The sequence below is a fragment of the Corynebacterium silvaticum genome (assembly GCF_002162115.2).
GTDB classification, from domain to species: Bacteria; Actinomycetota; Actinomycetes; order Mycobacteriales; family Mycobacteriaceae; genus Corynebacterium; species Corynebacterium silvaticum.
Genome location: NZ_CP021417.2, coordinates 2,138,731 through 2,162,323, shown reverse-complemented (window position 1 = coordinate 2,162,323; position 23,593 = coordinate 2,138,731). Strand labels below are relative to the sequence as shown.

Genomic DNA, 23,593 nt, shown 5'->3' with positions numbered 1-23,593 from the left:
CAGTGAGTAGAGAATTAGGGGTGTACTAGAGCGAGGAGGCTGCGATGGTGGCGGCAGTTTTGGAACTGCGCTTTAACCACAGAATCAAACGCTCAAGCAGGCCCAGGACTAGGGCGAGGATAAAGAATCCGAGATAAACGCCGGCCATGTTGCGCAGCGCAATAGGGAGTCCCAAATCGGTGACATTGATAAAGAAGTATGGGTACCAGCCGGTGGTAGCGCCGCGATAGAGGGTCAGTGCCGACCAGACCACCGGGATTCTCAGAGCACCAATGATGGAGCTGAGCTGGAATGTGGGGCGGCCACGGATGGTCAGTAGCCAGTAGAGGGGAACCGCTATGGGCATAAAGGTGTGCTGGATTGGGCTGCTAATTGTCCAGAGCCCGTGCAGCTCGCCGCCGAGAAGCGTGTTGTAAACGACTCCGGTGACCACCAGCATGGCTACTGCGTCGACAGTGAACCAGCGGGGAGTGCGGCCCGCACGCAAGAGGTATATGGTGCCCACGATGTTGGACCACATTGTGAAGAAAGAGAACTCAGCGAGGAGGGCTTTGGCTGGGGTATCAAACGCAGGCCAGTCGGTAAAAGGTTCTGTTGCAGTTTGATAAGCCGCAAGGATGATACCGATAAGGCCAACGAGACCGAGAAGACGTCCGAGTATGTTCACTGGCGAAACTATACGCTTTGTAAGTGCTAATTCAAGTGAACACGTTGGGCAAGGCGTTAAATGCCATGACTGTGTTTGTTCGCTACCGGCGTACACCTATAAAAGTGCAGGTTATACGGCTTATCACGGGGGTATGGTGAGCTGTCTTGCTCGCTAGTGCAAGGAAATGTCAAAGCACAGCGTTACAGTGGGTGACATTAGCGGGGCAAACTAGTGAAAAAGAGGTGCAACCATGTTCGAGCGGTTTACCGATCGTGCACGTCGCGTGATCGTCCTGGCCCAGGAAGAGGCGCGCGGCCTTAACCACAATTACATCGGCACTGAGCACATCCTGCTCGGACTTATCCATGAGGGTGAGGGCGTTGCTGCAAAGGCCCTCGAATCCATGGGCATCTCCCTGGAAGCGGTTCGCCAAGAAGTAGAAGAAATTATCGGACACGGCTCCGAGCCGCCAGTCGGGCATATTCCTTTTACCCCGCGCGCCAAGAAGGTGCTTGAGCTTTCCCTCCGCGAGGGGCTGCAGATGGGACACAAGTACATCGGTACCGAGTTCCTGTTGCTGGGCCTAATCCGCGAAGGCGAAGGTATTGCAGCTCAGGTGCTGGTCAAACTCGGGGCAGACCTGCCTCGTGTGCGTCAGCAGGTTATCCAGCTGCTTTCCGGTTATGAAGGCGGAGAGAGCCCAGAGAATAACGAATCCGGCGGTGAAGCCGTGGGTGCGGGCACAGGCGCAGCACGCGCAGGTCGCGGCAGCGGCGCGGGTGAGCGTTCCAACTCCTTGGTGCTGGATCAATTCGGCCGAAACCTGACGCAGGCAGCCAAAGATGGCAAGCTGGACCCGGTTGTGGGGCGTGAGAAAGAAATCGAGCGCATTATGCAGGTTCTTTCTCGTCGTACCAAGAACAACCCTGTGTTGATCGGCGAGCCCGGTGTGGGTAAGACCGCCGTGGTTGAGGGCTTGGCTCTAGACATCGTCAACGGCAAGGTGCCCGAGACCCTTAAAGACAAGCAGCTGTACTCCTTAGATCTGGGTTCCTTGGTCGCAGGATCGCGTTATCGCGGCGACTTTGAGGAACGCCTGAAGAAGGTCCTCAAAGAGATCAATCAGCGCGGCGACATCATCTTGTTTATCGACGAGATCCACACCCTGGTGGGTGCCGGCGCAGCTGAAGGTGCTATCGACGCCGCCAGCCTGCTGAAGCCAAAGCTTGCCCGCGGCGAGCTGCAGACCATAGGCGCAACGACTCTCGACGAGTACCGTAAGCACATTGAAAAGGACGCCGCTCTTGAGCGCCGCTTCCAGCCAGTCAACGTGCCGGAACCAAGCGTGGAGATGACCATTGAGATCCTCAAGGGCCTGCGCGACCGCTACGAGGCACACCACCGCGTGTCCATCACGGACGGCGCGCTAGCAGCCGCGGCACAGTTGTCGGATCGCTACATCAACGACCGCTTCTTGCCAGATAAAGCAGTCGACCTTATCGACGAAGCCGGAGCACGCATGCGCATTCAGCGCATGACCGCTCCCGAGTCGATCCGCAAGGTCGATGATCGCATCGCAGAGGTACGCCGGGAAAAGGAAGCCGCGATTGATGCGCAGGACTTTGAAAAGGCCGCTGGCTTGCGCGATACCGAGCGGAAGCTGAACGAGGAACGCGCAGAGAAAGAAAAGCAATGGCGTTCCGGCGATCTGGAAGAAATCGCTGAGGTCGGCGAGGAGCAGATCGCGGAGGTCCTGGGCAACTGGACGGGCATCCCAGTGTTCAAGCTGACGGAAGAGGAGTCCTCTCGTCTGTTGCGCATGGAAGATGAGCTGCACAAGCGCATCATCGGCCAAGAGGACGCAGTCAAGGCTGTATCCCGTGCGATTCGCCGTACCCGCGCCGGGCTGAAGGACCCACGCCGTCCTTCCGGTTCCTTCATCTTCGCGGGGCCATCCGGTGTGGGTAAGACCGAGCTTTCCAAGGCACTGGCTAACTTCCTCTTCGGTGATGATGACGCGTTGATTCAGATCGATATGGGCGAGTTCCATGATCGTTTCACTGCTTCACGCCTGTTCGGTGCTCCTCCCGGATACGTTGGTTACGAGGAAGGTGGCCAGCTCACGGAGAAGGTACGCCGCAAGCCTTTCAGCGTTGTGCTTTTCGACGAAATCGAGAAGGCACACAAAGAGATCTACAACACGCTGCTGCAGGTGCTGGAAGACGGACGGCTTACCGACGGCCAAGGGCGCGTGGTGGACTTCAAGAACACCGTTTTGATCTTCACGTCAAACCTCGGCACGCAGGACATCTCTAAGGCCGTGGGCATGGGCTTTAGCTCTGTCGGCGAGCATGACGCGGATGGCCAGTACACCCGGATGAAGCAGAAGGTTAACGATGAGCTGAAGAAGCACTTCCGCCCTGAGTTCCTTAACCGCATCGACGAGGTCGTGGTCTTCCATCAGCTCACTCAAGACCAGATCGTTCAGATGGTGGACCTGCTGGTTGGTCGTGTGGCAAAGGCTTTGGCACAGAAGGACATGGGCATCGAGCTCACCGAGAAGGCAAAGAGCCTCTTGGCACGCAGGGGATTCGATCCAGTGCTGGGCGCACGTCCATTGCGCCGTACGATTCAGCGCGAGATCGAGGACGCGCTCTCCGAGAAGATTCTCTTTGGTGAGGTCGGCGCTGGCGAGATCGTCACGGTAGATGTTGAGGGATGGGATGGCGAGTCCAAGGAGACGGACAAGGCCTCATTTACCTTCGCACCGCGCCCGAAGCCACTGATGGATTTTGCCACGGAATCTCCTGAGGTCGTCGAGGCACAGCAAGCTGTGGTCGATGCAGCAGATGATCCTGAGATGGTTCCCGAAGCTGATTTTGATGTAGAAGAAGCTAAGGAACAGTAATCATGAGTATCACTTACCGCAAGCGCAAAAAGATCGGCAAGAACAGCTGGCTGAATCTCTCGGGCTCGGGAGCATCAGCGAGCACCAAGATCGGTCCGGTAACGCTGAATAGCCGTGGTGGCGTGTATGTGAAGTTGCCAGGCGGGCTTAGCTTTAGAGGTCGCTGGAAGTAGAAGAAGATGTAGCGTCAGCCTGGTGGGGCTGGCGCTACTATCGTTATGTGGATAATCGCGATCAGTACCGAATGGGAGTGGAGGCGGATGCTGTCATCCGCTTAGGCATGTTGCTGATGGGGGCGGGCACGAGTGGCTATCGGGTAATCCGAGCGATGAAGCGGGCCGCTCGGGCCTTGGGATTTGATCGGATTGATGCGGTGGTGGGGGTCACGCAGATTACGTCGACTTTTCACCGGGGCGATAGCATCCGGACGATCGTCGCGCGCTCGCAGAGCCCGGCTGTGGACGCCTCGCGGATTGAGGCATTAGAGACTTTGTCGCATAGCTTGCACCATGAGATTACTGCAGAAGACCTCAATGCAGCGCTGGACAAAATTGTTTATCACGTGCGCAAGCGCTGGAGTCTGTTGGTGGTCTCTGCGGCCGCTGCGCTAGCGTGCGCCAGTTTTGCGGTCTTGAATCACTTTGCCATCGTGGAGATCGCTCTCGTGGCGGTGTCTGCAGGTCTAGGACAGGCGGTTCGGACGCATCTTCATCACAAGCACATGCATCAGCTTGGGTGCGTTGTCGCGGCAGGGACAGTCGCATGCCTGACATTTTTTGCTCTTGCGCACATCCTCATCCGCTTAGATGTGGGAGAAACCCAGAATTTTACTGCCGGCTATGTGGCCGCGGTGCTCTTTTTGGTCCCGGGATTCCCGCTGTTCTCTGCGATGATTGACCTTGGTCACTTTGACTTTGACGCGGGTGTTTCCCGGCTGGTCTATGCGGTGACGGTCATCTTAACCGCGACTTTTTCAGTGGCCATGATCAGCTGGGCCACCGGGCTTAACCCGGAACCAGTGCTCGTTGAACCAGGTGGCGGCTGGTATGTGATAGCAGGTCTGGCTAGCTTCGTGGGCATTGGTGGCTTTGCTTTTCTCTTTAATAGCTCACGACGCATGGCTCTGGTGGCGGCCACGGTGGGAACGACAGCAAACGTGATAAGGCTGCTCCTGGAGGCTCATGGCTCTACCGGCTATTTCGCGGTGTTTATTGGGGGACTGATTATCGGGCTGTTCGGGGCGGTGGCGTCGAAAAGCGTGAACTTGCCCCGCATCACAACCACCGTGCCGGCTGCTGTGATCTTGATGCCAGGTACCGCGATGTTCAGGGCTGTGTATTACCTCAACAGGGGAGATATGGATCAGGCTCTGGTGAACGCTGCCACCGCCATGATGGTGGTGTTCTCGATCTCGGCGGGGCTGGTGTTGGCGCGGCTTCTTACGGATAAGTCATGGACATACGGCAAGCTCATTGAGTTCGACAAGCTGGGGCACGACTAGCGCTTACCTGGGGAGGTGGAAGAGCCCGTCTGCGTTCTGCTCAGCGAGGCCGTCGTCAAGCAACGAAAAAAGTGCGCGGGAGCGTTGCGACGCGTCCGGCCATAGGATGTCGATACTGCTGAGGGGGACCGGGGCGTCAGCGGAGCGCAAGAGCGCCATGATAAGGCCACGAACCTGCCGATCCGTACCCACAAACTTTTGTACGCGCTTCTTTTTAGCTACCAGTTCTTCCTCGCTGGGGCGGGGCTCGCCGGCAGCGATCCACGCACAGTGGGAGCGCACGGGGCATGCTTCGCATGCAGGCGTGGTGGTGCAGACGAGCGCACCGAGTTCCATAAGCGCCACAGAAAACTCAGGCGCATCGTGTTCCGGCAACAGGTCCTGTACCTCCGCGATCTCCTTTTTGGAAGGGTTTCCCGCGAGGTAACGTCCAAGGTAAAGCCGGTGGTAAACGCGCCTGACATTGGTGTCTACCACCGCTACTCGCTGGCCAAAGGAAAACGCTGCTACCGCGCGGGCGGTGTAGTCGCCAATACCCGGCAGCGCGAGGAGTTTCTCTACGTCTGCTGGGACTTCTCCGCCGTGGAGCGCGACTATCTGCTGGGCGCATTGGTGCAGCCGCAGCGCGCGGCGCGGATACCCGAGGCTGCCCCATGCCCGAAGAAACTCATCTTTGGGTGCTTGCGCAAAGTCCCGAGGGGTAGGCCATCTTTCCATCCACTGCGTCCATATCGGCTCAACGCGTGCCACGGGAGTCTGCTGACTCATGACTTCGCTGAGAAGGATCCCCCACGGGGAGGTTTCGGGGGTACGCCAAATGATTGCACGGGCGTTAGCACGATACCAGCGTAAAAGGGCCGTGATGATGTTGTTTTTCTCTGATGCATTCATATTCGTGGGTACCCAGTGTAACCCCCTACCTGAGTGCAATGTCACATTTATGAGGCTAGGGGTGCAAGAATATATGGCATGTCGTACGGATATAACTCTCATTCCCCTCGTGATCCTGAACAAGCGTGGGCACTGCTTCTTGAGGGCAATGCGCGATTTGCCTCGGGAAATCCCCAGCGTCCCAACCAGGACGTGGCGCGTCGTGATGAATTAAAAAAAGGCCAGGCCCCGCGGACGTGCGTTTTTACGTGCTGTGACTCGCGTGTTCCAGCGGAAATGCTTTTCGACGCCGGCTTTGGTGACATCTTCGTTATCCGCACAGCAGGAGAAGTGATAGATACCGGCGTATTAGCCTCGCTTGAATTTGCCGTCGCCGGCCTGGGGGTGGAAGTAGTCGTGGTCTTAGGCCATGAATCGTGCGGTGCGGTGGCTGCTACTGCAAAAGTTATCGAGGGCGACGGTGCACCGGCTGGCTTCCAGCGCACGCTGGTCGAGCAGATCGCACCCAGCATTCTAGAGTCTAAAAACGCAGGTAGCAGTGATCATGCGGACTTTGAGCGCCACCACGCCACAGCCACGGTCACACGGATTTTGCAGACTTCTCCGGCTATTTGCAAAGCGGTGGAAGAACACCGCACGGCCTTGGTTTCCGCCCGGTATCGGTTATCCGACGGCAAGGTGGAAACCCTCCACACGATCGGGTTTTAAGAAAGACTCGTGAAGACACGCCACGATGTTCCCCCAGACGACCATGGAAAACACTTAGTCTGAGTACGTGGATCGACGAAGCGAACAACATGAGAACCGGCGGCTGCCCGAGGTCTACTACCAGCGGCGCCGAGCAGCCGCCGTGGTGGCGCTCGTGGTTGTGGTTCTCCTCATTGTGTGGGTTCTTTCAACCATTGGTGGGGGAGACGCCGAGAGCACTAACGTGGCAGACTCCGGGGCATCGGCCGCGGAGACGACAACGAGCTCTGCACGGGCTTCTGAAACTTCTGGGCGTAGCACAGAAAAGAGCACCGAGTCTGAGAAGGCGTCTGACTCACAAAAATCATCTTCCGAGCCGACTTCCAGCGTTGCCGCTGATGCGAAGACGACGTGTGCGGTGGAAGACCTTGTTGTTTCTGCCGCGAGTGACCAGGCGAATTACGACGCCAAAGCACAGCCAAAGTTCTTTATGACGGTAAAGAACCCCACCAAAGCGGACTGCGAGATTAACGCTGACGAGAATCCGCTGCGGTTTGAGGTTTATAACCTTGCAACAAACCAGCGAATCTGGTCGGACATAGACTGCAACCAGGCTGTCGCTAAAGGAAAGACCGTGTTCAAAGCTGGCGAAGAACGCTACTTTGAGGCCATCTGGTCTAGGACCGGCAGCGCACCAAAGCAATGTTCGGGTCGCCAACCAGTGCCTGCCGGAAGCTACTATCTCCACACTGTTATCGGTGGCAACCCCTCGCCGGCCTACACCTTTAACCTTCAATAGCGTCGATCTTTAAAACGCGGCATCCAGGGCTTCTTGGATGTCGCGTACTTTTTTAACGGCTATCCCCTTTGCCGTGGTGGTGCCATCCGGGATGATGGCGGCGGTGTATCCGAGTCGTTGTGCCTCTGCAAGCCGGCGATCAATGTTGGGCACCCGCCTGATTTCCCCGGCAAGCCCTACTTCCCCTAAGACAATTGTTTTAGGCGGCAAGGGGGTACGCATCAGCGCGCTAGCGGTGGCAAGCGCGATAGCAAGATCCGTAGCAGGTTCTCCCACTTTCATGCCACCTACGGTGGCCACATAGACCTCACTGCTATGTGTTCTTTTGCCAGCTCTGGCGGCAAGGACTGCAAGAACCATGGGGACTCTCGTAGGATCAAGGCCGGTGACTGCGCGGCGCGGGTTTTTAGCTTCAGTGGGCACTACGAGTGACTGCACCTCAGCAACAATGGGGCGCACTCCATCCATAGCCACTGTGACGGCTGTGCCGTCGGGCGTGGCGCCGTGATGTGAAAGAAAGAGCCCAGAGGGATCGGGGACCGCATGGATGCCGTCGGACTGTTGCTCAAAACAGCCGACTTCATCAGTAGCCCCAAAACGGTTTTTGATGCCACGCAGCATTCGGAGGCTGGAGTGTCTGTCGCCTTCAAAGTTAAGGACTACGTCCACAAGATGCTCCAAGACGCGGGGACCCGCTACATTTCCGTCTTTGGTTACGTGTCCCACCAGGAGGATAGGGATGCCGGTGGTCTTTGCGAGACTTGTTAACGCGGCAGTCACCGCGCGTGACTGCGCCACACCTCCTGCGACGCCTTCTACGCCTGCGGCTTGCATAGTTTGTACGGAATCCACGATAAGCAGACTTGGTTTTAACTGCTCTACATGGCCAAAGACAATATCCAGGTGTGACTCTGCGGCAAGGTATAGGGTGTCCTGCAGCGCTCCGGTGCGTTCGGCTCGCATGCGCACCTGTCCAGCAGATTCTTCCGCCGTGACATAGAGTGCGATTCGGGTGGAATCGCCGTCGGGCTGTTGTGCCCACTTACTTGCCACTTCTAAGAGGAGAGTTGATTTACCCACACCCGGCTCGCCTGCAAGCAGTACTACTGAGCCTGGAACGATGCCTGTGCCCAGAACCCGATCAAGTTCGCTGATGCCTGTTGAGCGTGTAACCGATGTATGTGCATTAATGCTAGTGATCGACACAGCGGGTGACGTTGGTGTGAGACCTAGGGGCCTCGATGAGACGCTTGGGGCACTTGTCGGAGCGCTCACGCGCTGTTCCTCCATGGTTCCCCAAGACCCGCATTCGGGGCAGCGTCCCAACCATTTGGGGGAGGAATATCCGCATTCTTTGCACGTGTGAATGCTGCGCGCTTTCTTTGCCATGAGAACACCATAGGACACGCCCATGACATCGGTGCCCCCCGGATGTTCGAATGCTGCGGACTACATGAAAATGTCTTGAAATAATGGGTAAAAATGCATAATTACTGGTAGTTGCACCGGTGCAGATATTAAAAAAATAAAGGTGCCTATTTTCCTGAAGTAAAAATTATAATTACCTAAAGTCTTAATTGATGAAAGGTTGCACTACCGGCTGGTCCTTGGGGGTTATGTGTCCTGAGTAAGGGGGTTATTGGTTTGCGGAAAAATGTGGGAAAAGTTGTTGCTGTTTGGGAAATTCAACTACTATGACAGGAGTAAATTAAAAATAGGCTTAGGGAAAAGCTTAGATTTCATTCGGCTCGGCGTGGGTGCTCCGCGAAGCTGAATTTAGGTAGGTATACATGGGTGCAAGAAAAGTGCGAGATGTTGCAAGGGTGGGCTTTGCCAGCTCGTTTACTTGCATGGCGGTCGCATTTTCTGCCCCAGCTATGGCACATGGTGCCTCTGAGATTGTAAGTGTCTCTTCGGCTACAATCGGACCTTCTCAGACATTGGGACGACCTGTTGCGGGGGCGCCTCGGGACTTAAGCGCTTCGATCGTGGATGTGAAAGTTTCTCCGGTGGGTGGGCACGCTGGCCGGGAATTTCACATAGAGGAGGGGCAGCGCGTTAGCGTCGCTATCGCGTGGAAAGATGCGGTGGGAATTGGTGCGGGGGACACGATTCGGTACCAACTGCCCAAGCAACTGGATATTGGGGGACCGCTTACTTTTGAGATTCCTGATCGCGCGTTAAAGAGGGTGATCGCGCACGGTGTTATTGATGTAAACAACCAGTTAAGCGTCACTTTTAATAAAGAAATAGCAGGCCAGACTTCCTCGGGGAGCGTCACTGTGAATGCCACAGTGCTTCAGACAGGCCCCGGTCCGGTCACCTTTGATTTGGATCGTTTTGGTCGGGCAGTGATACACGTGGATCCTAAGTCTCAAGAGATGTCTGATTTATCGCTTCAAAAGTCTTATTTCTCAGACATGGAAGAGAATTGGTTTCCGAGCGCTGAGAAGCCTAGTGACGGCCCACCCATGGCCGACAGCTTTTCAGACGAGCCTTTTAAAGACGTGACTGGTCCTCATGAGGAACAGTCAGAAGCGCCGCAAGATTTTGTGGATGCTCCGTTGGACGTGCTGGATCTAGATGCTCCGCCGATGGTTGTCAGTGAGCCGTGGGGATTTGAAGATTTCGAGAATCCTCCCCGCTTTGTGGCTAACGAGGGCAAGCCATTGCCTATGGCCCCGCAGAAGAAAGAGCCGCAGGTACCTGCTGAGCTGAAAGCAGAAAAGAAGCCCACAAAATCCGATGTTGACGTGTCGGGCTTAGCCTCCTTGCTGGATCTTCTGGGGGAAGGAGTCGCAGAGGAAACGCGTGCGGAGCGTGTGCTTGTTCCGACTATTCCTAGGGTGCGGAGGCACGACAGCGAGCGCGGGCAGCACCCGGAGACGCAGGAGCGTCGAGAAGCCCCTGCCCAAGAGCCGCATGCGGTTCCTGCGCCTCAAGAGGAAACAGGGGGACAGCCGCGGCATAGCGACGTGAGCGTGCAGGTGAACGCGGGCAGAGATAAGAGCGGGAAGCCGACTAAAGAGGTCAAAGTTGTGGATAAAGAACCACAGCATACCGCTATGGCTGAGCCCCAGCCGATGGCCAAAGGCCCGTGGGTTTTCCCCGGTGAAATGCACAGTATGCACGAGGCTCAAGGTGAATTTATGGGAGGAATGCTTCCTACGGCTTTAGCATTCAATGCGATTGGTTTCTTGGCTATCGCTGGCGGTATCGCGGTACTGCGCAAAGTTAAATAAAAACGACTAAAGGCTCCTCTGTAAGTATTTATGGAGGAGCCTTTGAAGCTTATGGCTAATGATTAATGGGCGGCGTGGCCGCCGACCTCGCGATCCTGGGTGCCGGATTCAACAACCGGAGTGGAGATTGTTGCGGTGGTGGTGATGGTGCCGGAATCGAAGGAGAAGACAACCTCCTTGTTACCGCCAACAGCTAGGCCGGTGTTAGCAATCGTGGTGGAAACATGCTCGATGCAGATGTTCTTTGGCTTGGTGAGCTTGGCCAGCTCAGAAGGGACATCGCCAACGAGGGAACAGTCCGAGTTGATTGTGGTCTCCCCGGTGATCACTGCTTTTTCTCCGCGAACGGTGATGGACTTCAGCGTGTGGCGCGCGTTGCTGTTGTGCTGGTTGATAGCAGTGAATTTTACGCCTGCTTCGCCCTTGTCGGTGAGGTGAACGGTGACGTCGCGGATTGCGATGGTGCCGTTCTCGGTGTCGGCCTGGGTTCCGTCCACAGCTGCGACCTGTGAAGAGGTCTGAGTGATCTGTCCTGCGCTGCAGGCTGCCAGAGCAATTGTGGACACTGCAGCGACGGAGATCAAAGCGCCACGACGGGCGACAGACTTCATGGACTTCACTTGTTGGTCCTCCATAGGGGTGAGACTGTAGGGGCGTGACGAGTGTGAGCAGAGTTTCGTCACATTTTTCGTTCTTCACTCTAGTATCTAGTGCTGCTGTTCACACAGTTATTTGTGTAGCAGTGAAGCCAAACAGGGGGAAACTTTAGAACCATGGGAACTTTTTGCCTTGCGGTGGGGATCAGTCGAGTATTTTGCATATCTCGCCATGCATTTTTCTGGAACAAAAATCTTTTATCGTCCGGTTCAGATGTGAATAGTGTGGGAATAGTGCACTCGGCTAAAAGTGCTGGTTGGAGTCGTGGTAGAATACGGCGGTTAAACCCGAACGCTCAAGGAGTTTAGATGGAATTCAAGGTCGGCGATACCGTCGTCTATCCGCATCATGGTGCCGCAGTCATCGAGGCGATCGAACAGCGTGAAATGAACGGTGAGACCTTGGAATTCTTGGTCCTCCAAATCAACCAATCGGATCTCGTGGTTCGCGTTCCCTCCAAGAACGCGGAGCTGGTGGGCGTGCGTGACGTCGTCGATGATGAAGGCCTGCAAAAGGTCTTTGGGTTCTTGAGGGAAATCGACGTGGAGGAAGCCGGTAACTGGTCTCGTCGTTTCAAAGCAAACCAGGAGCGTCTTGCTTCCGGTGACGTGAACAAGGTCGCTGAGGTAGTTCGTGACCTGTGGCGTCGCGATCAGGGCCGAGGCCTGTCCGCTGGCGAAAAGCGCATGCTCGCCAAGGCACGTCAGGTGCTCGTCGGTGAGCTGGCACTGGCAGAGAACATCGATGAAAAGAAGGCAGATGAGCTGCTTGCACAGGTAGACGCGACCGTTGAGCGTCATCGCGCTGCCGGCATTGACCTCCCTGAGGTCAACAAAGTTGAGGAGTCAGACATCGATCTGGATGACCTCAGCTTTGATGACGAGGACTAGAACTACGATGTCTAGGCGCGTCGTAGCCATCGTTGCGGCAGCGGGCAAAGGTAAGCGCCTGGGGGCTGAGTTACCTAAAGCCTATGTGCCGCTTCGGGGCACAGCGCTCTTGGTTAGATCTGTCCAGGCCATGATCACCTCCGGCATCGTTGATGAGGTGATCGTGATCATTAGCCCAGAGATGCAGGACTACGCTGAGCGCATTTTAGACCAGGCAGGGCTGCTTTCCTCCCCAGAAATTCCCGTGCGGCTAGTACACGGCGGGGTAGAAAGGGCTGATTCGGTCTGGTGTGGTTTGCAGTCTTTACCTGATGAAGACGCGGTAGTACTGATCCACGATTCTGCCCGTGCTTTGACCCCGCCGGGGATGATTGCGCGAGTCGCCCGTGCGGTTTTGGAAGGGACGGAGGCCGTTATTCCGGTCCTGCCCGTGGCAGACACAATCAAAGAAGTCGACGACACGACGGTGCTGCGTACCCCCGTGCGCTCGTCGTTACGCGCGGTTCAGACCCCGCAGGGCTTCGACCTGGCTCAATTGCGTGCCGCGAATCTTGCTTATTTCGAGCAACAACCTGAATTTATCGCTACTGATGATGCCAGCCTTATGGAATGGTTCGGCGCGAACGTTCAGTGCGTGCAGGGGGACCCTATGGCCTTCAAAGTAACCACACCATTGGATTATGCGCTGGCCAAGGCAGTGACCGACGAAGCCGAACCTACGATCTTTGAGGTGCCCAGTGACTAACCCGATCATCCCACGCGTGGGGATTGCCACCGACGCCCACCAAATCGAGGCAGGCAAGCCCTGCTGGATCGCCTGCCTGCTCTTTCCCGGCCAAGATGGCTGCGAGGGACACTCCGATGGAGACGTGGTCGCGCATTCGCTTGTCGACGCCCTCCTGTCCGCAGCAAACCTCGGCGATCTAGGTTCCTTTGTGGGAGTGGGAAGAAAAGAATACGACGGGGTTTCCGGTGCCCGCTTACTGCAAGGATGCCGAGCTTTGCTGGAAGAGCATGGATTCACCATCGGAAACGGTGCCGTGCAACTGGTGGGGCAAAGCCCTAAGATGGGACCACGCCGTGAAGAAGCCGAACGTGTGATGAGCGAGATCCTTGGTGCACCCGTTTCCGTATCGGCCACCACGACTGATCATCTCGGTTTTACGGGGCGCAGCGAGGGGCGGGCCGCCGTGGCCACGGCGGTGGTATGGAAGTAACCGCTGGGCGTGGATTAAGCAAATGAAGCAAATGCTTCCACGTCCGATAGACTAGTTTTTGTGACTCTACGCATCTTTGACACAGGAACACGCTCGCTTCGAGATTTCACGCCTTTGCGTGAAGGACACGCATCGATCTACCTGTGTGGGGCAACTCCTCAAGCACAGCCGCATATTGGGCATGTTCGCTCGGGAGTCGCTTTTGATATCCTGCGCCGATGGCTGCTTGCTAAAGGCCTCGATGTTGCGTTTGTTCGTAACGTCACGGATATTGATGACAAGATTCTTCGCAAAGCAGAAGAGCATGGCCGCCCCTGGTGGGAATGGGTATCCACCTATGAACGAGAGTTCACGTGGGCATACGATCAGCTCGGGGTTCTCCCGCCCTCCGTTGAGCCTCGTGCCACCGGTCACGTCACTCAAATGATCGACTATATGCAGCGCCTCATAGATAACGGTTATGCCTATGAAGCCGAAGGCTCCGTCTACTTTGATGTTTCTGCCTGGACTGCGGCGCAGGGCTCAGACTACGGAAGCCTCTCTGGCAATAAAGTCGAAGAGATGGAACAAGGCGAGACAGAAAATCACGGCAAGCGTGGCGCGCACGATTTTGCGCTGTGGAAGGCCGCCAAACCAGGCGAACCATCCTGGCCCACTCCTTGGGGAGACGGTCGCCCCGGCTGGCATCTTGAGTGCTCCGCGATGGCCACGTGGTATCTCGGCGGTGAATTCGATATTCACTGCGGCGGCCTTGACTTACAATTCCCGCATCACGAGAACGAAATTGCGCAATCGCATGCCGCAGGTGATGGGTTTGCTCAGTATTGGATGCACAATCACTGGGTGACCATGAGCGGGGAAAAGATGTCAAAATCACTGGGCAACGTTCTTTCTGTTCCCAATATTTTGGAGAAAGTACGCCCGGTAGAGCTTCGTTATTACCTTGGCTCAGCCCACTATCGTTCCATGCTCGAATATTCCGATAATGCTCTCTTAGAGGCAGCCGCTGGCTATCGTCGTATTGAGGCATTCCTGGCAAAAGTCGGCCCGGTGGGTAGCGGAACCTGGACACCAGAATTTGCAGCGGCTTTGGACGATGACCTTGCCGTTCCCAAGGCGCTTGCAGAGATTCATGGCCTAGTTCGCGCTGGTAATACCGCGTTGTCTTCGGGCGATATCGCAGAGGCGCAGCGTCTTGCTTCCTCGATACGAGCCATGACTGCGGTGCTGGGAGTCGACCCACAATCAGAGCATTGGAGTACAGAGTCCGATACTTCTGAGGACGCGATGGCCGCCCTCGACGTCCTCGTACGCGCAGAGCTGGAACGACGCACCACAGCACGAGAAGCCAAAGACTGGGCAACAGCAGATCAGGTCCGCGACCGCCTCGCTGCTGCCGGCATCACAGTCACAGACACCGCCGATGGCCCCACCTGGGCGCTCAACGACAATCAATAAATAGACCAAGAAAGACAGTCAATGTCAGGAAAAGAGACCAATCGCCCCGGCGTCCGCAAGACCAACAAAAAGGGCGCTACCAAAGGATCCGGTGCCGTTCGGCGGCGCGGATTAAAAGGCAAAGGCCCTACGCCAAAGGCCGAAGACCGCGTGTACCATGCGGCGCATAAGCGCAAGCTGGAAAAGCAGCGTCGTGATCAGGGGCGCCACAAGAAAGAAGAGACAGCTGAGCTCGTTGTTGGCCGTAACCCAGTAGTGGAATGCCTGCACGCCAAGGTGCCTGCCACGAGTCTCTACATCGCGGAAGGCACAAAAAATGATGCCCGACTCAGCGAAGCCGTACAGATGGCTCATGGCCGTGGCATCCCCCTGATTGAGGTCGCGCGGCATGAGCTTGATCGTATGACGGGCAATGGCATGCACCAAGGCATTGGCCTACAGATCCCGCCATACAAGTACGTTGAGGTCTATGACCTGATTACTCAGGCCAAGGACTCCGGTGAACCCGGCATGATCGTGGTGCTGGACAACATCACCGACCCACGCAACTTGGGCGCTGTTATTCGTTCGGTGGCTGCCTTTGGCGGACACGGCGTGGTGATCCCGGAGCGTCGTTCTGCTTCGGTGACCGCTGTGGCTTGGCGCACCTCGGCTGGCACCGCGGCGCGACTCCCAGTGGCCAAGGCAACAAATATCACGCGTGCGCTCAAAGAGTTCCAACAAAACGGTTACCAGATCGTTGGCCTCGATGCTGGCGGCGATGCAACGTTGGACACGTACGACGGTAAGGGCCCCGTTGTTATCGTTGTTGGTTCCGAAGGCAAAGGTATTTCCCGCCTGGTGCGGGAGACATGTGACTCCATCATGTCTATTCCGATGGCACGATGGGTGGAATCCCTCAACGCGTCGGTGGCTGCGGGCGTAGTGCTGAGCGAGTTCGCTCGCCAGCGCAGAACTCAGTAGCTTCTGAGTACGGCAACTCGAAGAACCTCGCGATTGCCGTAGCCGCCACAAAATCGGTTGACGTGGGACCCAAGAATGCGGAGGTCACGGGGTGCCGAGTGGGGACCACGTGACCGATGCCCGTGAGCGACCATGCTTCGACGGGGTGCTCGCCAGGCCACGATGCCACCCTAAAGCCCTGGGCCGTGCTTTCTGTTGAATGGTCTAGGACATTGAGCTGGGCATAGTAGGCGGCGGTGTCGTGGAAAGAGAGGACTTCCCCGCGGGCGGCGTCGATAAGGCCCCCGTGATAGGGGGAAATGGGGTCTTCAGTGCCGTGCATGGTGAGAACCTTGGTCGGGCGCCAGTGCTCCGAGGTGCTGAGGAAGTTGGAGGGGCGGGCTGATTTGCCGCGATGAGGGCTGCGCCGGCGAGGGTGCCGGGTGAATCGTGAAGCAACCGAATCAACATATGGGCGCCGTTGGAGAATCCCACGCCAAAGAACTGGGAATACGGGGCTGCGAGGGCGGTGGGGAAGGCGACGTCATCGGTGCCTAGCAGCCGAGTCTGTTCTGTGAAGTTGCGACGTGCGTCGTTCCAGTGGTGCGAGATGCCTTCCGGGTAGATGACCGTGGTGCCGTGCTCTGCGAAGCGGTCGAAAGTTCGATCGGTGAAGTTTCGGGACACGCTTGCTGTTTGTCTAGATCCATGCAGGTACATGAGAAGCGAGCCGTTGGGAACAGCGGGATCGATCCGAATATAAGTTCTTTCGCCGAGTTTGTGCCTCATAGTGGCCCAGTATATTTACCGCATGCGGTAGGTTGGTGCCTATGGTTTCCCGTCAGAAGCAGCGAACGAGTTTGGCGTCCTTGGCACAGGAGTTAGGTGTTTCCCGGACCACGGTGTCCAATGCCTACAATCATCCGGAGCAGCTATCCACTCAATTGCGTGAACAAATTCTGGCTACGGCAGAGCGCCTGGGCTATCCGGGGCCGGACCCAACGGCAAGGTCGTTGCGCACCCGACGCGTGGGTTCTGTGGGGGTGCTGTTCACTGATCACTTGAGCTATGCCTTTGAGGACTTAGCTTCCGTGGATTTTCTGGCGGGGATGGCCGAGGCATCGGCTGGGTCGCAGACCTCGATGACGTTGGTGCCGGTGGGGCCGCACTCTTTGGACCCGGTTGCCACGCGGCAGTTGGTGAACTCCGCTGTGGTAGACGGGTTTGTGGTGTATTCGGTGGCGCAAGGCGACCCGTTCCTGGAGGCAGTGCATACCCGCGGCCTCCCCACGGTGGTGTGCGACCAACCCGCCGACGACACTCGCATGTCCTTTGTCGGGATAGATGATCATGCTGCGATTGCCCCGGCCGCGCAGGCGCTTATCGACGCCGGCCACCGCCGCATCGGGATACTGTGCATTCGCCTGGATTCGGTTCCTAACAATGGGCCGGTGACGGCGGAAAGGCTCAGCTCGGCGCGTCATCACGTGCAAAGAGCGCGGGTTCAGGGGGCGCTAGAAGTGTTCGACGCTGCGGGGATTCCGCAAGGTGCAGTTCCGATTGTGGAACGGCACATCAATGACCCCGCCAACAACATCGACGCGGCGCGCGAGCTGCTTACGGAGCACCCCGATCTCACTGCGGTGCTGTGCACCACGGATACGATGGCTTTTGGCGTTATCGAATATGCCAAGCGAGTAGGGCTGGTTGTTCCTGAGGACATGTCGGTGACCGGTTTTGACGGCATCGCACCGGCACTGAACAGTGAGTTAACGACAGTCCTGCAACCTAACAAGATCAAAGGCGAGTGCGCAGGGCGGATGCTGTACCGGCTCATTGAACAAGATACGACCGGGACAGAACGTGAGATTCTCACGACTACCTTGCACCCAGGAAAGACTGTGGTGGCTCCTAGAGATTAGGCGCGGAGGTCTGCAAGCTGCGTGAGCAGATCTGCCACGCCTTTGAGGTCTGCCACACGATGCGTAGCGGCGGTTTCCCCGGGGCCGACTTTCACCCCGAGGTCTGCAGGTCCTAGGACTCGGAAAGCGTCTTCATCCGTGGTGTCGTCGCCGAGGAAGATGGTGACGTCGGCACGCGTGCGCTGGTGGGCGAGCCATGTCCCCTTGTTGGTATCGATCACGCCGGCTTCAGCGATCCACTTGCCCTCTTTGGGCGTTACCCCAGGTATGTTGATGGCAAGGGCCTCATCGAGGGCATTACGCGCGATATCGTGATCAGCTACTCGGATAACGTGCAGTACGCGATGGAATGGCTTGTATTCCACAAAAGCCCCCTCAACGCGCTGCGCGATGGCCTCGTAGGCGGCGGTGACAGCCGTCAGAGCAGTGCGTTGTTCTTCGGTGAGTGGTGGGGCGCCGGTAGAGGATTCGGTTCCATGCGATCCGATGAGCGCGATGGGGTCTGTGAGACCGCTGACTTGACGAAGCTCCGCAAGGCCGCGGCCAGAGAGAACCGCCACGTCCGTGTGGGGGAGCGCAGCTAGACGACGCAGCGCGTCCAACGATCGGTGCTCGATGGGGACGACTTGTGCGTTAGTGCTAAAACCAGCGAGAGTGCCGTCGAAATCAGAGACGATAAGCAGACGTGGTGCGCGAGCGAGGTGCGACAACTCGGGGGTCATTTTTCTACCTTACTGCTTTACTACAAGCCTTATCGCTGGCGAGTCGACTGATTCTCCGCTGCGCAGAAGCGTTATCACTCCGGGGCCGTCGTGCCGTACGTCAAAGGATGCACCAACGATGATGTCGACGAGAGAACCATGGATATAACGCGTGCGCCCTTCGCAGGTTGCGTCGTCGATAGGCTGGAACTTTACGGCTTTCACAGTAAGCCGATCCGCATCCTGCGGGGCAACGTTTTGCTTTTCCTGTGCGCTAAAGGAAATCTTGCCTTGGAATGGGGCGCAACCGGTGAAGCCGGTCATGGAAGAACCACCGAAGCTCATCACCGCGGCCCCTGCTATAGCATCGGGGACCTCATGGGGAAACTCCGGTGTGGTGTAGACGTCGGTCACTTGCCACTGCGAGCCTGCGACCTGCTGTTTTTGCTGCCCACACCCGGCCAAAGAGATGGCGAGCAGGCATAATACTGCGGTGGCCTTGGCTTTCACTCTTCCACTCCGTTTTCATGAAGCCGGTGGAGATCCTCCAGGAACGACGCGGCCCAGAGGTTCACGTCATGCTTCACAACCTGTCGGTGCAACGCCATCATCCGCTCCTTGGCGGCATCTGGTGTGAACTTTAACGAGGTAACTGCTGCAACGACCTGCTTCTTAATTGACTCCGTATCAAAGGGGTTGCACAGGAAGGCCTGCTCAAGCTCATAGGCTGCACCCGCGAACTCGCTGAGTACCAAGGCGCCCGTTCCATCCCCATGGCACGCCACGTACTCCTTGGCCACCAGATTCATCCCATCTTTAAAGGGGGTGACCAGCATGATGTCGGCCGCAGCATAGAGCGAGGCAAGTTCGGTCTTGGCTAAAGAACGGTGGTGATAATGGACTGCCGAATGCCCAATGGAACCAAAACGGCCATTGATACGGCCCACGGCTTCCTCAACCTCGGAGCGAGTTTGCTTATAGTGTTCGATGCGCTCGCGGGAGGGGGTGGCGACCTGAACCAGGACAGTATCGTCGGCATCCAAAGCGCCGCTTTCTAGCAGCTCTTCAAAGGCCAGCAGCCGCTGGAGAATCCCCTTGGTGTAATCAAGCCTATCGACGCCCAGGATAATGGTTTTAGGATTCCCAAACTCGGCGCGGGTGGCCTCGGCGTCTGTCTCCATATCCGTCAACTGAGTGACATCGATAGAAATGGGATAGGCTGCCACGCCAACTTCTCTGCCATCGCTTGCCTGCAGGGAGGCCTCCACAGAGCGCACAGCAGCGGTTCCCTGAACCACTAAAGTATCTGGCTGGCCGGTGTGAGAGCCAGTAGTGCCGGTTACCTGCCGCGCCAATTCCAGGAAGTTGTTTGCGCTGGCTGGCAAATGGAAGCCGATGAGGTCTGCTCCCAGAAGTCCGCGTACCACTTCCTCCCGCCATGGGAGTTGGCGGAAGAGATCCGGGCTGGGGAACGGGATATGAAGGAAGAACCCAATAGTTAAATCGGGGCGCGTCTGCCGCAAAATGCCAGGGACCAGCTGCAACTGATAATCCTGCACCCACACTATGGCATCTTGTGCGGCCACCTCTGCCACCGCGTTAGCAAACTTGAGGTTTACTTCCCGATACGCCGACCACCAGTCCCGGTTGTAGATGGGATGGACAATGAGGTCGTGATAAAGCGGCCACAAGGTGGCATTGGAAAATCCCTCATAAAATCCCTCAAAGTCATAATCAGTGAGGGCTACGGGGTGAAGAAGAATGCCGTCTTCAGTCTTAAAAGGCTCAGGCGCGTGCCCGTCCGTGGTGCCGGGCCACCCCACCCAGCAACCGCTGTGCTGGGACAAAATGGGGCTGAGTGCTGTGACAAGTCCGCCGGGGCTAGCTACCCATTGGGAGGTACCATCAGAATTAACGGTTAAATCAACAGGCAGGCGATTAGCTACTACGACAAAGTCGTTGTCGCCGAACTCATCACTCACAGTTAGCCTCAGGCTTTCTTAGTGGTTTTCTTTGTCGTTTTCTTGGTGGTTTTCTTAGTAGCCTTTTTCGCGGCCTTCTTAGTGGTCTTCTTGGCAGCTTTTTTGGTGGTCTTCTTAGCGCGAGTCTTCTTTGAAGCGTTAGCTTCCTCGTGCTCGGCAGCAACCTTGCGATACGACAAGCCCTCTGGCTCTACACCCAGCATGCACATCAAGGTCACGCCATCAAAGAAATCTTTGGCATAACCAGCTACGATGCGGCGTGCGGCAGCGGCTGTCTCCGCTTCGACGGCGTGAAGAGACTCGGCCGAATTAGTACGGGTGTCAGTGACCTTGGGTGGCAAGGATCCTCCTCAAAATAGTGAAGACGACGGAAGCGCGGCTCATGAAAAGCAATGCAAAACCAACATTCTACTCTATAAACCGCGGCGTCGCTTGGTCGCCGTGTACTTAGGCGTATGTCCCTTAGACATGCGCCTACGCAGCGCCAGTTTTTCCTGCTCTTCCTGCTCCGCACGTTTCTCCGCAGCGGCCTGAGCTTGGCGGAAGGAATAACGGCGCGTGCGTCGAAAAGCTTTGTAAGGATTGAAGCGCTGCGGCCGGCGTACTCGGCGTGCAACCCATTCTCCCAACACCACTCCGGCTGCCAAACCACAACAAATAGAAAGCGCAAGGGCGACGTTGGTGAATCCCAACAACACCTGCTCGTTGAGGGCCGCGTACATTCCTCGGTAAATGGAAAGGCCCGGGAGCATAGGCGTGATGCCCGCAATGGCCGTAATAAGCGGCGGAATCAAGAACCTGCGGGCAAGTAAACCACCGGCAAGACCAATAAAAGTTGCGGCAATAGCAATGGACACCACGGGGCCGATACCCAACGGGATAAGCACGTAATAGAAGACAAAAGAACCCGCTGCCGCAGTAAGACCCGACACCGCAACGGCAGAGAGCTCGGCAAAACATCCCACTGCAAAAGCTGCCGACGCCACGGCCCCGGCGATCACTTTAGAAGCGGAAGACTTAGCCGCCAACGAGACTGCTGCCTCTAACGGCGGAAGCGTAATGCCCATCAACTGCGCGGCCTGAATCCCGGCGCCCACGCCTGCCACAATCGCACCAGTGAGCAGCAGGGTCTCAAAGAAGCGAGCACTAGCAGTGACCGGAGCGCCTGTAATGCCATCCTGCAACGACTGGACCATTGCAAGATTGGACATCATGACGACAATCCCCGCCGCGACAATATGGCTTGGCGATACGTGCATCCCATAATGGCTGGCCACCGAATAAGCGACAGCAGCGGGAACCGTCGCCATAAAACCGCCAAATATATATTGGAAGAATAATGGCAGGGAGTTGCGATCAAGCCACACGCTTCCGCCCATGATGACTAGCGACACGACGAAAGAGATCGCTGCGACCAAAAAAGTGCCACCAAGCAGCATCGACACAGCGGCACCCAGAAAGCCCCAACCGAAAACCGCGGTACGGAAACGGTACTTAGCACGCGTCTGCGATAGCTCGTTGAGGATTTTCTCCGCCACATCCGGTGGCGTAGCACCTGCCTGAATCGAACGAATCAAGCGGTCCACCTCAGTCAACTTGGAAAAATCCGTAGTGAGAGAGCGAACGACACGAAACACACTGACCGGAGTCTTCTTTGTGATGCCGATCGTAGTAAACACCGTGATTGTGTTCAGCGTGATGTCAACATGACAGAAGAGCAAACCATAAGCAGCGGTCACCGCGTGAACCTGCGCACGCGTATCGCGATTGGACGTGCCAGCAGAGAGCAGAATGTCGCCGATCCGAGCAGCGAGATCCATAACCGCAGCAACCTGAGCGGGATCGGTGAGATCAATTGGCGCAAGGGGTGAGGGAGGCGGCGCAGCTTTGACCGTATCGATCGTGGCCAGACGGCCGGAACTGCTATTCCAGCTCCGAAGCTTATCCAGCAAACTCACCACGAGCCCCCTGATCCTTGGGTTGTCTTTGCATCCTACAGTTTAGGAAGTTACTCAAACATTAGCTTTTACGTGGGGGAGGGGTATAGCTCATGCTCACGGTCCTGCTTGGCTGAAAGCCCACTCGTGTTGTACGATTCATTATCGTGCGAAAGGGTGCTCACTAAACTCAGTGAGCTGTCTTGAGCGTGTGCTGGAGTGGCGCAATTGGTAGCGCAACGGTCTTGTAAACCGTAGGTTGTGGGTTCAAGTCCCATCTCCAGCTCAACAAGCCCCTGACTAAAGATAAAGGTCAGGGGCATTTTTCATACCTAAACCACGTGCAACTTCCCCTCATTCCACGACAATCCCACGACACCCGACAAAATCTCACCAAGCGCACTACCCACAGAATCCAAATCATCATCAAAAAGAGCAGCGTACGTATCCAAAGTCATAGCCGCCGACGCATGCGTCAACTGCTTCTGAACCACCTTCACATTCGCACCATCCGACACCAGAAGACCCGCAGCCACATGCCGAAGCCCATGCGGGGTAACTGTAGGAAACTTTGAATCATCAGCCTTAGCAGCCTCCACAGCAGCCTGAAACAACCCATCAGACGAATTCACAGACCTCAGCGGGAGTCCATTGTCGCGCTCAAAAACCCACGCCCCCTGAGCCTTCCCCTCACACTGCCGCCTGAGCATCCGACACACAGGAAGAGACATTGATACCTCACGCCGCTCATGTGTCTTCGGTGCAGACTCCACAGGCTCTGCCCCCCCCCACATACGTCACCGACCGCCTGACCATAATCCGCGCCCGCTCAAAATCAATATCCTCTACCTTCAGCCCCGCCAGCTCACCCCAACGCAGCCCCACAGTGCCCAATACCCACACAATGATGGCATGATCACCCGTCTCATCACCGGTGGCTTTTGCCAGAGCAGCCAGCTGTGCAGGGGTAAGAAAAACCTTCACCGGCGCGTTCCTGCGGGGAAGGCGCACCCCACGGGCAGGATTCGACACTATAAGTCCATCGGTCACCGCAACCTCAAGAATTTGCAAAAGAACGCTATGGGCGTGCCGGACCGTGGACCCAGATTTCCCCATTCCTGATACCCACGCCTGCACTGCTGATTTTTTTATGCTCCCGACCGGCCGGGCGCCCCAATACTCTAGAACTTGAACCTTTCTGTAGCCGTCG

At 56.7% G+C, this 23,593-nt stretch carries 23 protein-coding genes, 1 tRNA gene and 1 pseudogene; 13 read left to right on the top strand and 12 right to left on the bottom strand.

The window, feature by feature from the left end:
* Positions 1-25: 25 nt before the first annotated feature.
* Positions 26-667 (bottom strand): Pr6Pr family membrane protein, encoded by a 642-nt coding sequence (locus CBE74_RS22690; RefSeq protein WP_087454542.1) that lies wholly within the window; start codon positions 665-667, stop codon positions 26-28.
* A 232-nt stretch (positions 668-899) separates the two neighbouring features.
* On the opposite strand from CBE74_RS22690, the gene CBE74_RS22685 reads away from it, so the two are divergent.
* The 3 genes from CBE74_RS22685 (at position 900) to CBE74_RS22675 (ending at position 5,058) form a co-directional block, all read left to right on the top strand.
* Positions 900-3,557: an ATP-dependent Clp protease ATP-binding subunit gene (locus CBE74_RS22685; RefSeq protein ID WP_087454541.1), complete on the top strand. Its 2,658-nt coding sequence runs from the start codon at positions 900-902 to the stop codon at positions 3,555-3,557.
* 2 nt (positions 3,558-3,559) lie between these two features.
* A complete protein-coding gene (locus CBE74_RS22680) occupies positions 3,560-3,730 on the top strand; it encodes a DUF4236 domain-containing protein (protein ID WP_087454540.1) in 171 nt (56 codons plus the stop codon).
* A 71-nt stretch (positions 3,731-3,801) separates the two neighbouring features.
* Positions 3,802-5,058 (top strand): threonine/serine exporter family protein, encoded by a 1,257-nt coding sequence (locus CBE74_RS22675; protein ID WP_087454539.1) that lies wholly within the window; start codon positions 3,802-3,804, stop codon positions 5,056-5,058.
* A gap of 3 nt (positions 5,059-5,061) precedes the next feature.
* Here CBE74_RS22675 and CBE74_RS22670 read toward each other — a convergent pair whose 3' ends face one another.
* Positions 5,062-5,949, bottom strand: a complete 888-nt coding sequence (locus tag CBE74_RS22670) for an HhH-GPD family protein (RefSeq protein ID WP_087454538.1) — start codon at positions 5,947-5,949, stop codon at positions 5,062-5,064.
* A 78-nt stretch (positions 5,950-6,027) separates the two neighbouring features.
* Here CBE74_RS22670 and CBE74_RS22665 point away from each other — a divergent pair, with 78 nt between their 5' ends.
* Both CBE74_RS22665 and CBE74_RS22660 read left to right on the top strand, forming a co-directional pair.
* Positions 6,028-6,657 (top strand): carbonic anhydrase, encoded by a 630-nt coding sequence (locus tag CBE74_RS22665; protein ID WP_087454537.1) that lies wholly within the window; start codon positions 6,028-6,030, stop codon positions 6,655-6,657.
* A gap of 67 nt (positions 6,658-6,724) precedes the next feature.
* Positions 6,725-7,435, top strand: coding sequence for a hypothetical protein (locus CBE74_RS22660; protein ID WP_087454536.1), 711 nt, complete (start codon positions 6,725-6,727; stop codon positions 7,433-7,435).
* A 9-nt stretch (positions 7,436-7,444) separates the two neighbouring features.
* On the opposite strand, the gene radA is transcribed toward CBE74_RS22660, so the two are convergent.
* The gene (gene radA / locus CBE74_RS22655) at positions 7,445-8,824 is read right to left on the bottom strand and encodes a DNA repair protein RadA (RefSeq protein WP_087454535.1); all 1,380 of its coding nucleotides are present in this window, start codon (positions 8,822-8,824) and stop codon (positions 7,445-7,447) included.
* A 461-nt stretch (positions 8,825-9,285) separates the two neighbouring features.
* Between radA and CBE74_RS22650 the strand changes: the two genes are divergently transcribed.
* Entirely contained in the window at positions 9,286-10,677 is a 1,392-nt protein-coding gene (locus CBE74_RS22650; protein WP_225870142.1) for an Ig-like domain-containing protein, read from the top strand.
* 62 nt (positions 10,678-10,739) lie between these two features.
* On the opposite strand, the gene CBE74_RS22645 is transcribed toward CBE74_RS22650, so the two are convergent.
* Positions 10,740-11,312 (bottom strand): hypothetical protein, encoded by a 573-nt coding sequence (locus tag CBE74_RS22645; protein WP_087454534.1) that lies wholly within the window; start codon positions 11,310-11,312, stop codon positions 10,740-10,742.
* A gap of 330 nt (positions 11,313-11,642) precedes the next feature.
* On the opposite strand from CBE74_RS22645, the gene CBE74_RS22640 reads away from it, so the two are divergent.
* The 5 genes from CBE74_RS22640 to rlmB are packed head-to-tail and all read left to right on the top strand — an operon-like array spanning position 11,643 to position 15,862.
* Positions 11,643-12,224, top strand: a complete 582-nt coding sequence (locus tag CBE74_RS22640) for a CarD family transcriptional regulator (protein ID WP_087454533.1) — start codon at positions 11,643-11,645, stop codon at positions 12,222-12,224.
* A gap of 7 nt (positions 12,225-12,231) precedes the next feature.
* Positions 12,232-12,969, top strand: coding sequence for a 2-C-methyl-D-erythritol 4-phosphate cytidylyltransferase (gene ispD, locus CBE74_RS22635; RefSeq protein ID WP_087454532.1), 738 nt, complete (start codon positions 12,232-12,234; stop codon positions 12,967-12,969).
* Positions 12,962-13,441, top strand: a complete 480-nt coding sequence (gene ispF, locus CBE74_RS22630) for a 2-C-methyl-D-erythritol 2,4-cyclodiphosphate synthase (RefSeq protein ID WP_087454531.1) — start codon at positions 12,962-12,964, stop codon at positions 13,439-13,441. The genes ispD and ispF overlap by 8 nt, the downstream gene beginning before the upstream one ends.
* A 60-nt stretch (positions 13,442-13,501) precedes the next feature.
* On the top strand, positions 13,502-14,899 hold the full coding sequence (cysS, locus tag CBE74_RS22625; protein ID WP_087454530.1) for a cysteine--tRNA ligase: 1,398 nt from the start codon (positions 13,502-13,504) through the stop codon (positions 14,897-14,899).
* 21 nt (positions 14,900-14,920) lie between these two features.
* Positions 14,921-15,862, top strand: a complete 942-nt coding sequence (gene rlmB, locus CBE74_RS22620) for a 23S rRNA (guanosine(2251)-2'-O)-methyltransferase RlmB (RefSeq protein WP_087454529.1) — start codon at positions 14,921-14,923, stop codon at positions 15,860-15,862.
* On the opposite strand, the pseudogene CBE74_RS24780 reads toward rlmB, so the two are convergent.
* A pseudogene (locus CBE74_RS24780) lies at positions 15,798-16,630 on the bottom strand (CE1 family esterase). The gene rlmB and the pseudogene CBE74_RS24780 overlap by 65 nt on opposite strands.
* A 41-nt stretch (positions 16,631-16,671) precedes the next feature.
* Here CBE74_RS24780 and CBE74_RS22610 point away from each other — a divergent pair.
* On the top strand, positions 16,672-17,763 hold the full coding sequence (locus CBE74_RS22610) for a LacI family DNA-binding transcriptional regulator (RefSeq protein WP_087454528.1): 1,092 nt from the start codon (positions 16,672-16,674) through the stop codon (positions 17,761-17,763).
* Here the strand turns inward: CBE74_RS22610 and otsB are convergent.
* The 5 genes from otsB to thrE all read right to left on the bottom strand — a co-directional run bounded on the left by otsB (position 17,760) and on the right by thrE (position 22,404).
* On the bottom strand, positions 17,760-18,485 hold the full coding sequence (gene otsB / locus CBE74_RS22605; RefSeq protein WP_087454527.1) for a trehalose-phosphatase: 726 nt from the start codon (positions 18,483-18,485) through the stop codon (positions 17,760-17,762). The genes CBE74_RS22610 and otsB overlap by 4 nt on opposite strands.
* 9 nt (positions 18,486-18,494) lie before the next feature.
* On the bottom strand, positions 18,495-18,974 hold the full coding sequence (locus CBE74_RS22600; protein ID WP_087454526.1) for a hypothetical protein: 480 nt from the start codon (positions 18,972-18,974) through the stop codon (positions 18,495-18,497).
* On the bottom strand, positions 18,971-20,446 hold the full coding sequence (locus CBE74_RS22595; protein WP_087454525.1) for an alpha,alpha-trehalose-phosphate synthase (UDP-forming): 1,476 nt from the start codon (positions 20,444-20,446) through the stop codon (positions 18,971-18,973). Before CBE74_RS22595 ends, CBE74_RS22600 begins: the two co-directional genes overlap by 4 nt.
* Positions 20,447-20,454: 8 nt before the next feature.
* Positions 20,455-20,787 (bottom strand): hypothetical protein, encoded by a 333-nt coding sequence (locus CBE74_RS22590; protein WP_087454524.1) that lies wholly within the window; start codon positions 20,785-20,787, stop codon positions 20,455-20,457.
* Between the two features lie 72 nt (positions 20,788-20,859).
* Positions 20,860-22,404 carry a threonine/serine exporter ThrE gene (gene thrE, locus CBE74_RS22585; protein ID WP_087454936.1) on the bottom strand — a complete coding sequence of 515 codons (1,545 nt, stop codon included), beginning with the start codon at positions 22,402-22,404 and terminating at the stop codon, positions 20,860-20,862.
* A 192-nt stretch (positions 22,405-22,596) separates the two neighbouring features.
* Here thrE and CBE74_RS22580 point away from each other — a divergent pair.
* A tRNA-Thr gene (locus CBE74_RS22580) sits at positions 22,597-22,669 on the top strand.
* Positions 22,670-22,715: 46 nt separating this feature from the next.
* Here the strand turns inward: CBE74_RS22580 and CBE74_RS22575 are convergent.
* Positions 22,716-23,114: a site-specific integrase gene (locus CBE74_RS22575; RefSeq protein ID WP_171483268.1), complete on the bottom strand. Its 399-nt coding sequence runs from the start codon at positions 23,112-23,114 to the stop codon at positions 22,716-22,718.
* Between the two features lie 16 nt (positions 23,115-23,130).
* Complete coding sequence (locus CBE74_RS22570) at positions 23,131-23,499, bottom strand: tyrosine-type recombinase/integrase (protein ID WP_167552603.1); 369 nt, start codon at positions 23,497-23,499, stop codon at positions 23,131-23,133.
* Positions 23,500-23,593: the final 94 nt, after the last annotated feature.

Excerpts from the sequence above, each read along its gene's own strand:
- CBE74_RS22645 (WP_087454534.1), bottom strand. The coding sequence starts at position 11,312 with ATGGAGGACCAACAAGTGAAGTCCATGAAGTCTGTCGCCCGTCGTGGC.
- CBE74_RS22665 (WP_087454537.1), top strand. The coding sequence starts at position 6,028 with ATGTCGTACGGATATAACTCTCATTCCCCTCGTGATCCTGAACAAGCG.
- CBE74_RS22570 (WP_167552603.1), bottom strand. The coding sequence starts at position 23,499 with ATGGGGAAATCTGGGTCCACGGTCCGGCACGCCCATAGCGTTCTTTTG.
- radA (WP_087454535.1), bottom strand. The coding sequence starts at position 8,824 with ATGGCAAAGAAAGCGCGCAGCATTCACACGTGCAAAGAATGCGGATAT.
- CBE74_RS22610 (WP_087454528.1), top strand. The coding sequence starts at position 16,672 with ATGGTTTCCCGTCAGAAGCAGCGAACGAGTTTGGCGTCCTTGGCACAG.
- CBE74_RS22675 (WP_087454539.1), top strand. The coding sequence starts at position 3,802 with ATGGGAGTGGAGGCGGATGCTGTCATCCGCTTAGGCATGTTGCTGATG.
- ispD (WP_087454532.1), top strand. The coding sequence starts at position 12,232 with ATGTCTAGGCGCGTCGTAGCCATCGTTGCGGCAGCGGGCAAAGGTAAG.
- CBE74_RS22640 (WP_087454533.1), top strand. The coding sequence starts at position 11,643 with ATGGAATTCAAGGTCGGCGATACCGTCGTCTATCCGCATCATGGTGCC.
- CBE74_RS22650 (WP_225870142.1), top strand. The coding sequence starts at position 9,286 with ATGGCGGTCGCATTTTCTGCCCCAGCTATGGCACATGGTGCCTCTGAG.
- CBE74_RS22680 (WP_087454540.1), top strand. The coding sequence starts at position 3,560 with ATGAGTATCACTTACCGCAAGCGCAAAAAGATCGGCAAGAACAGCTGG.
- rlmB (WP_087454529.1), top strand. The coding sequence starts at position 14,921 with ATGTCAGGAAAAGAGACCAATCGCCCCGGCGTCCGCAAGACCAACAAA.
- CBE74_RS22670 (WP_087454538.1), bottom strand. The coding sequence starts at position 5,949 with ATGAATGCATCAGAGAAAAACAACATCATCACGGCCCTTTTACGCTGG.
- CBE74_RS22685 (WP_087454541.1), top strand. The coding sequence starts at position 900 with ATGTTCGAGCGGTTTACCGATCGTGCACGTCGCGTGATCGTCCTGGCC.
- otsB (WP_087454527.1), bottom strand. The coding sequence starts at position 18,485 with ATGACCCCCGAGTTGTCGCACCTCGCTCGCGCACCACGTCTGCTTATC.
- CBE74_RS22575 (WP_171483268.1), bottom strand. The coding sequence starts at position 23,114 with ATGTCTCTTCCTGTGTGTCGGATGCTCAGGCGGCAGTGTGAGGGGAAG.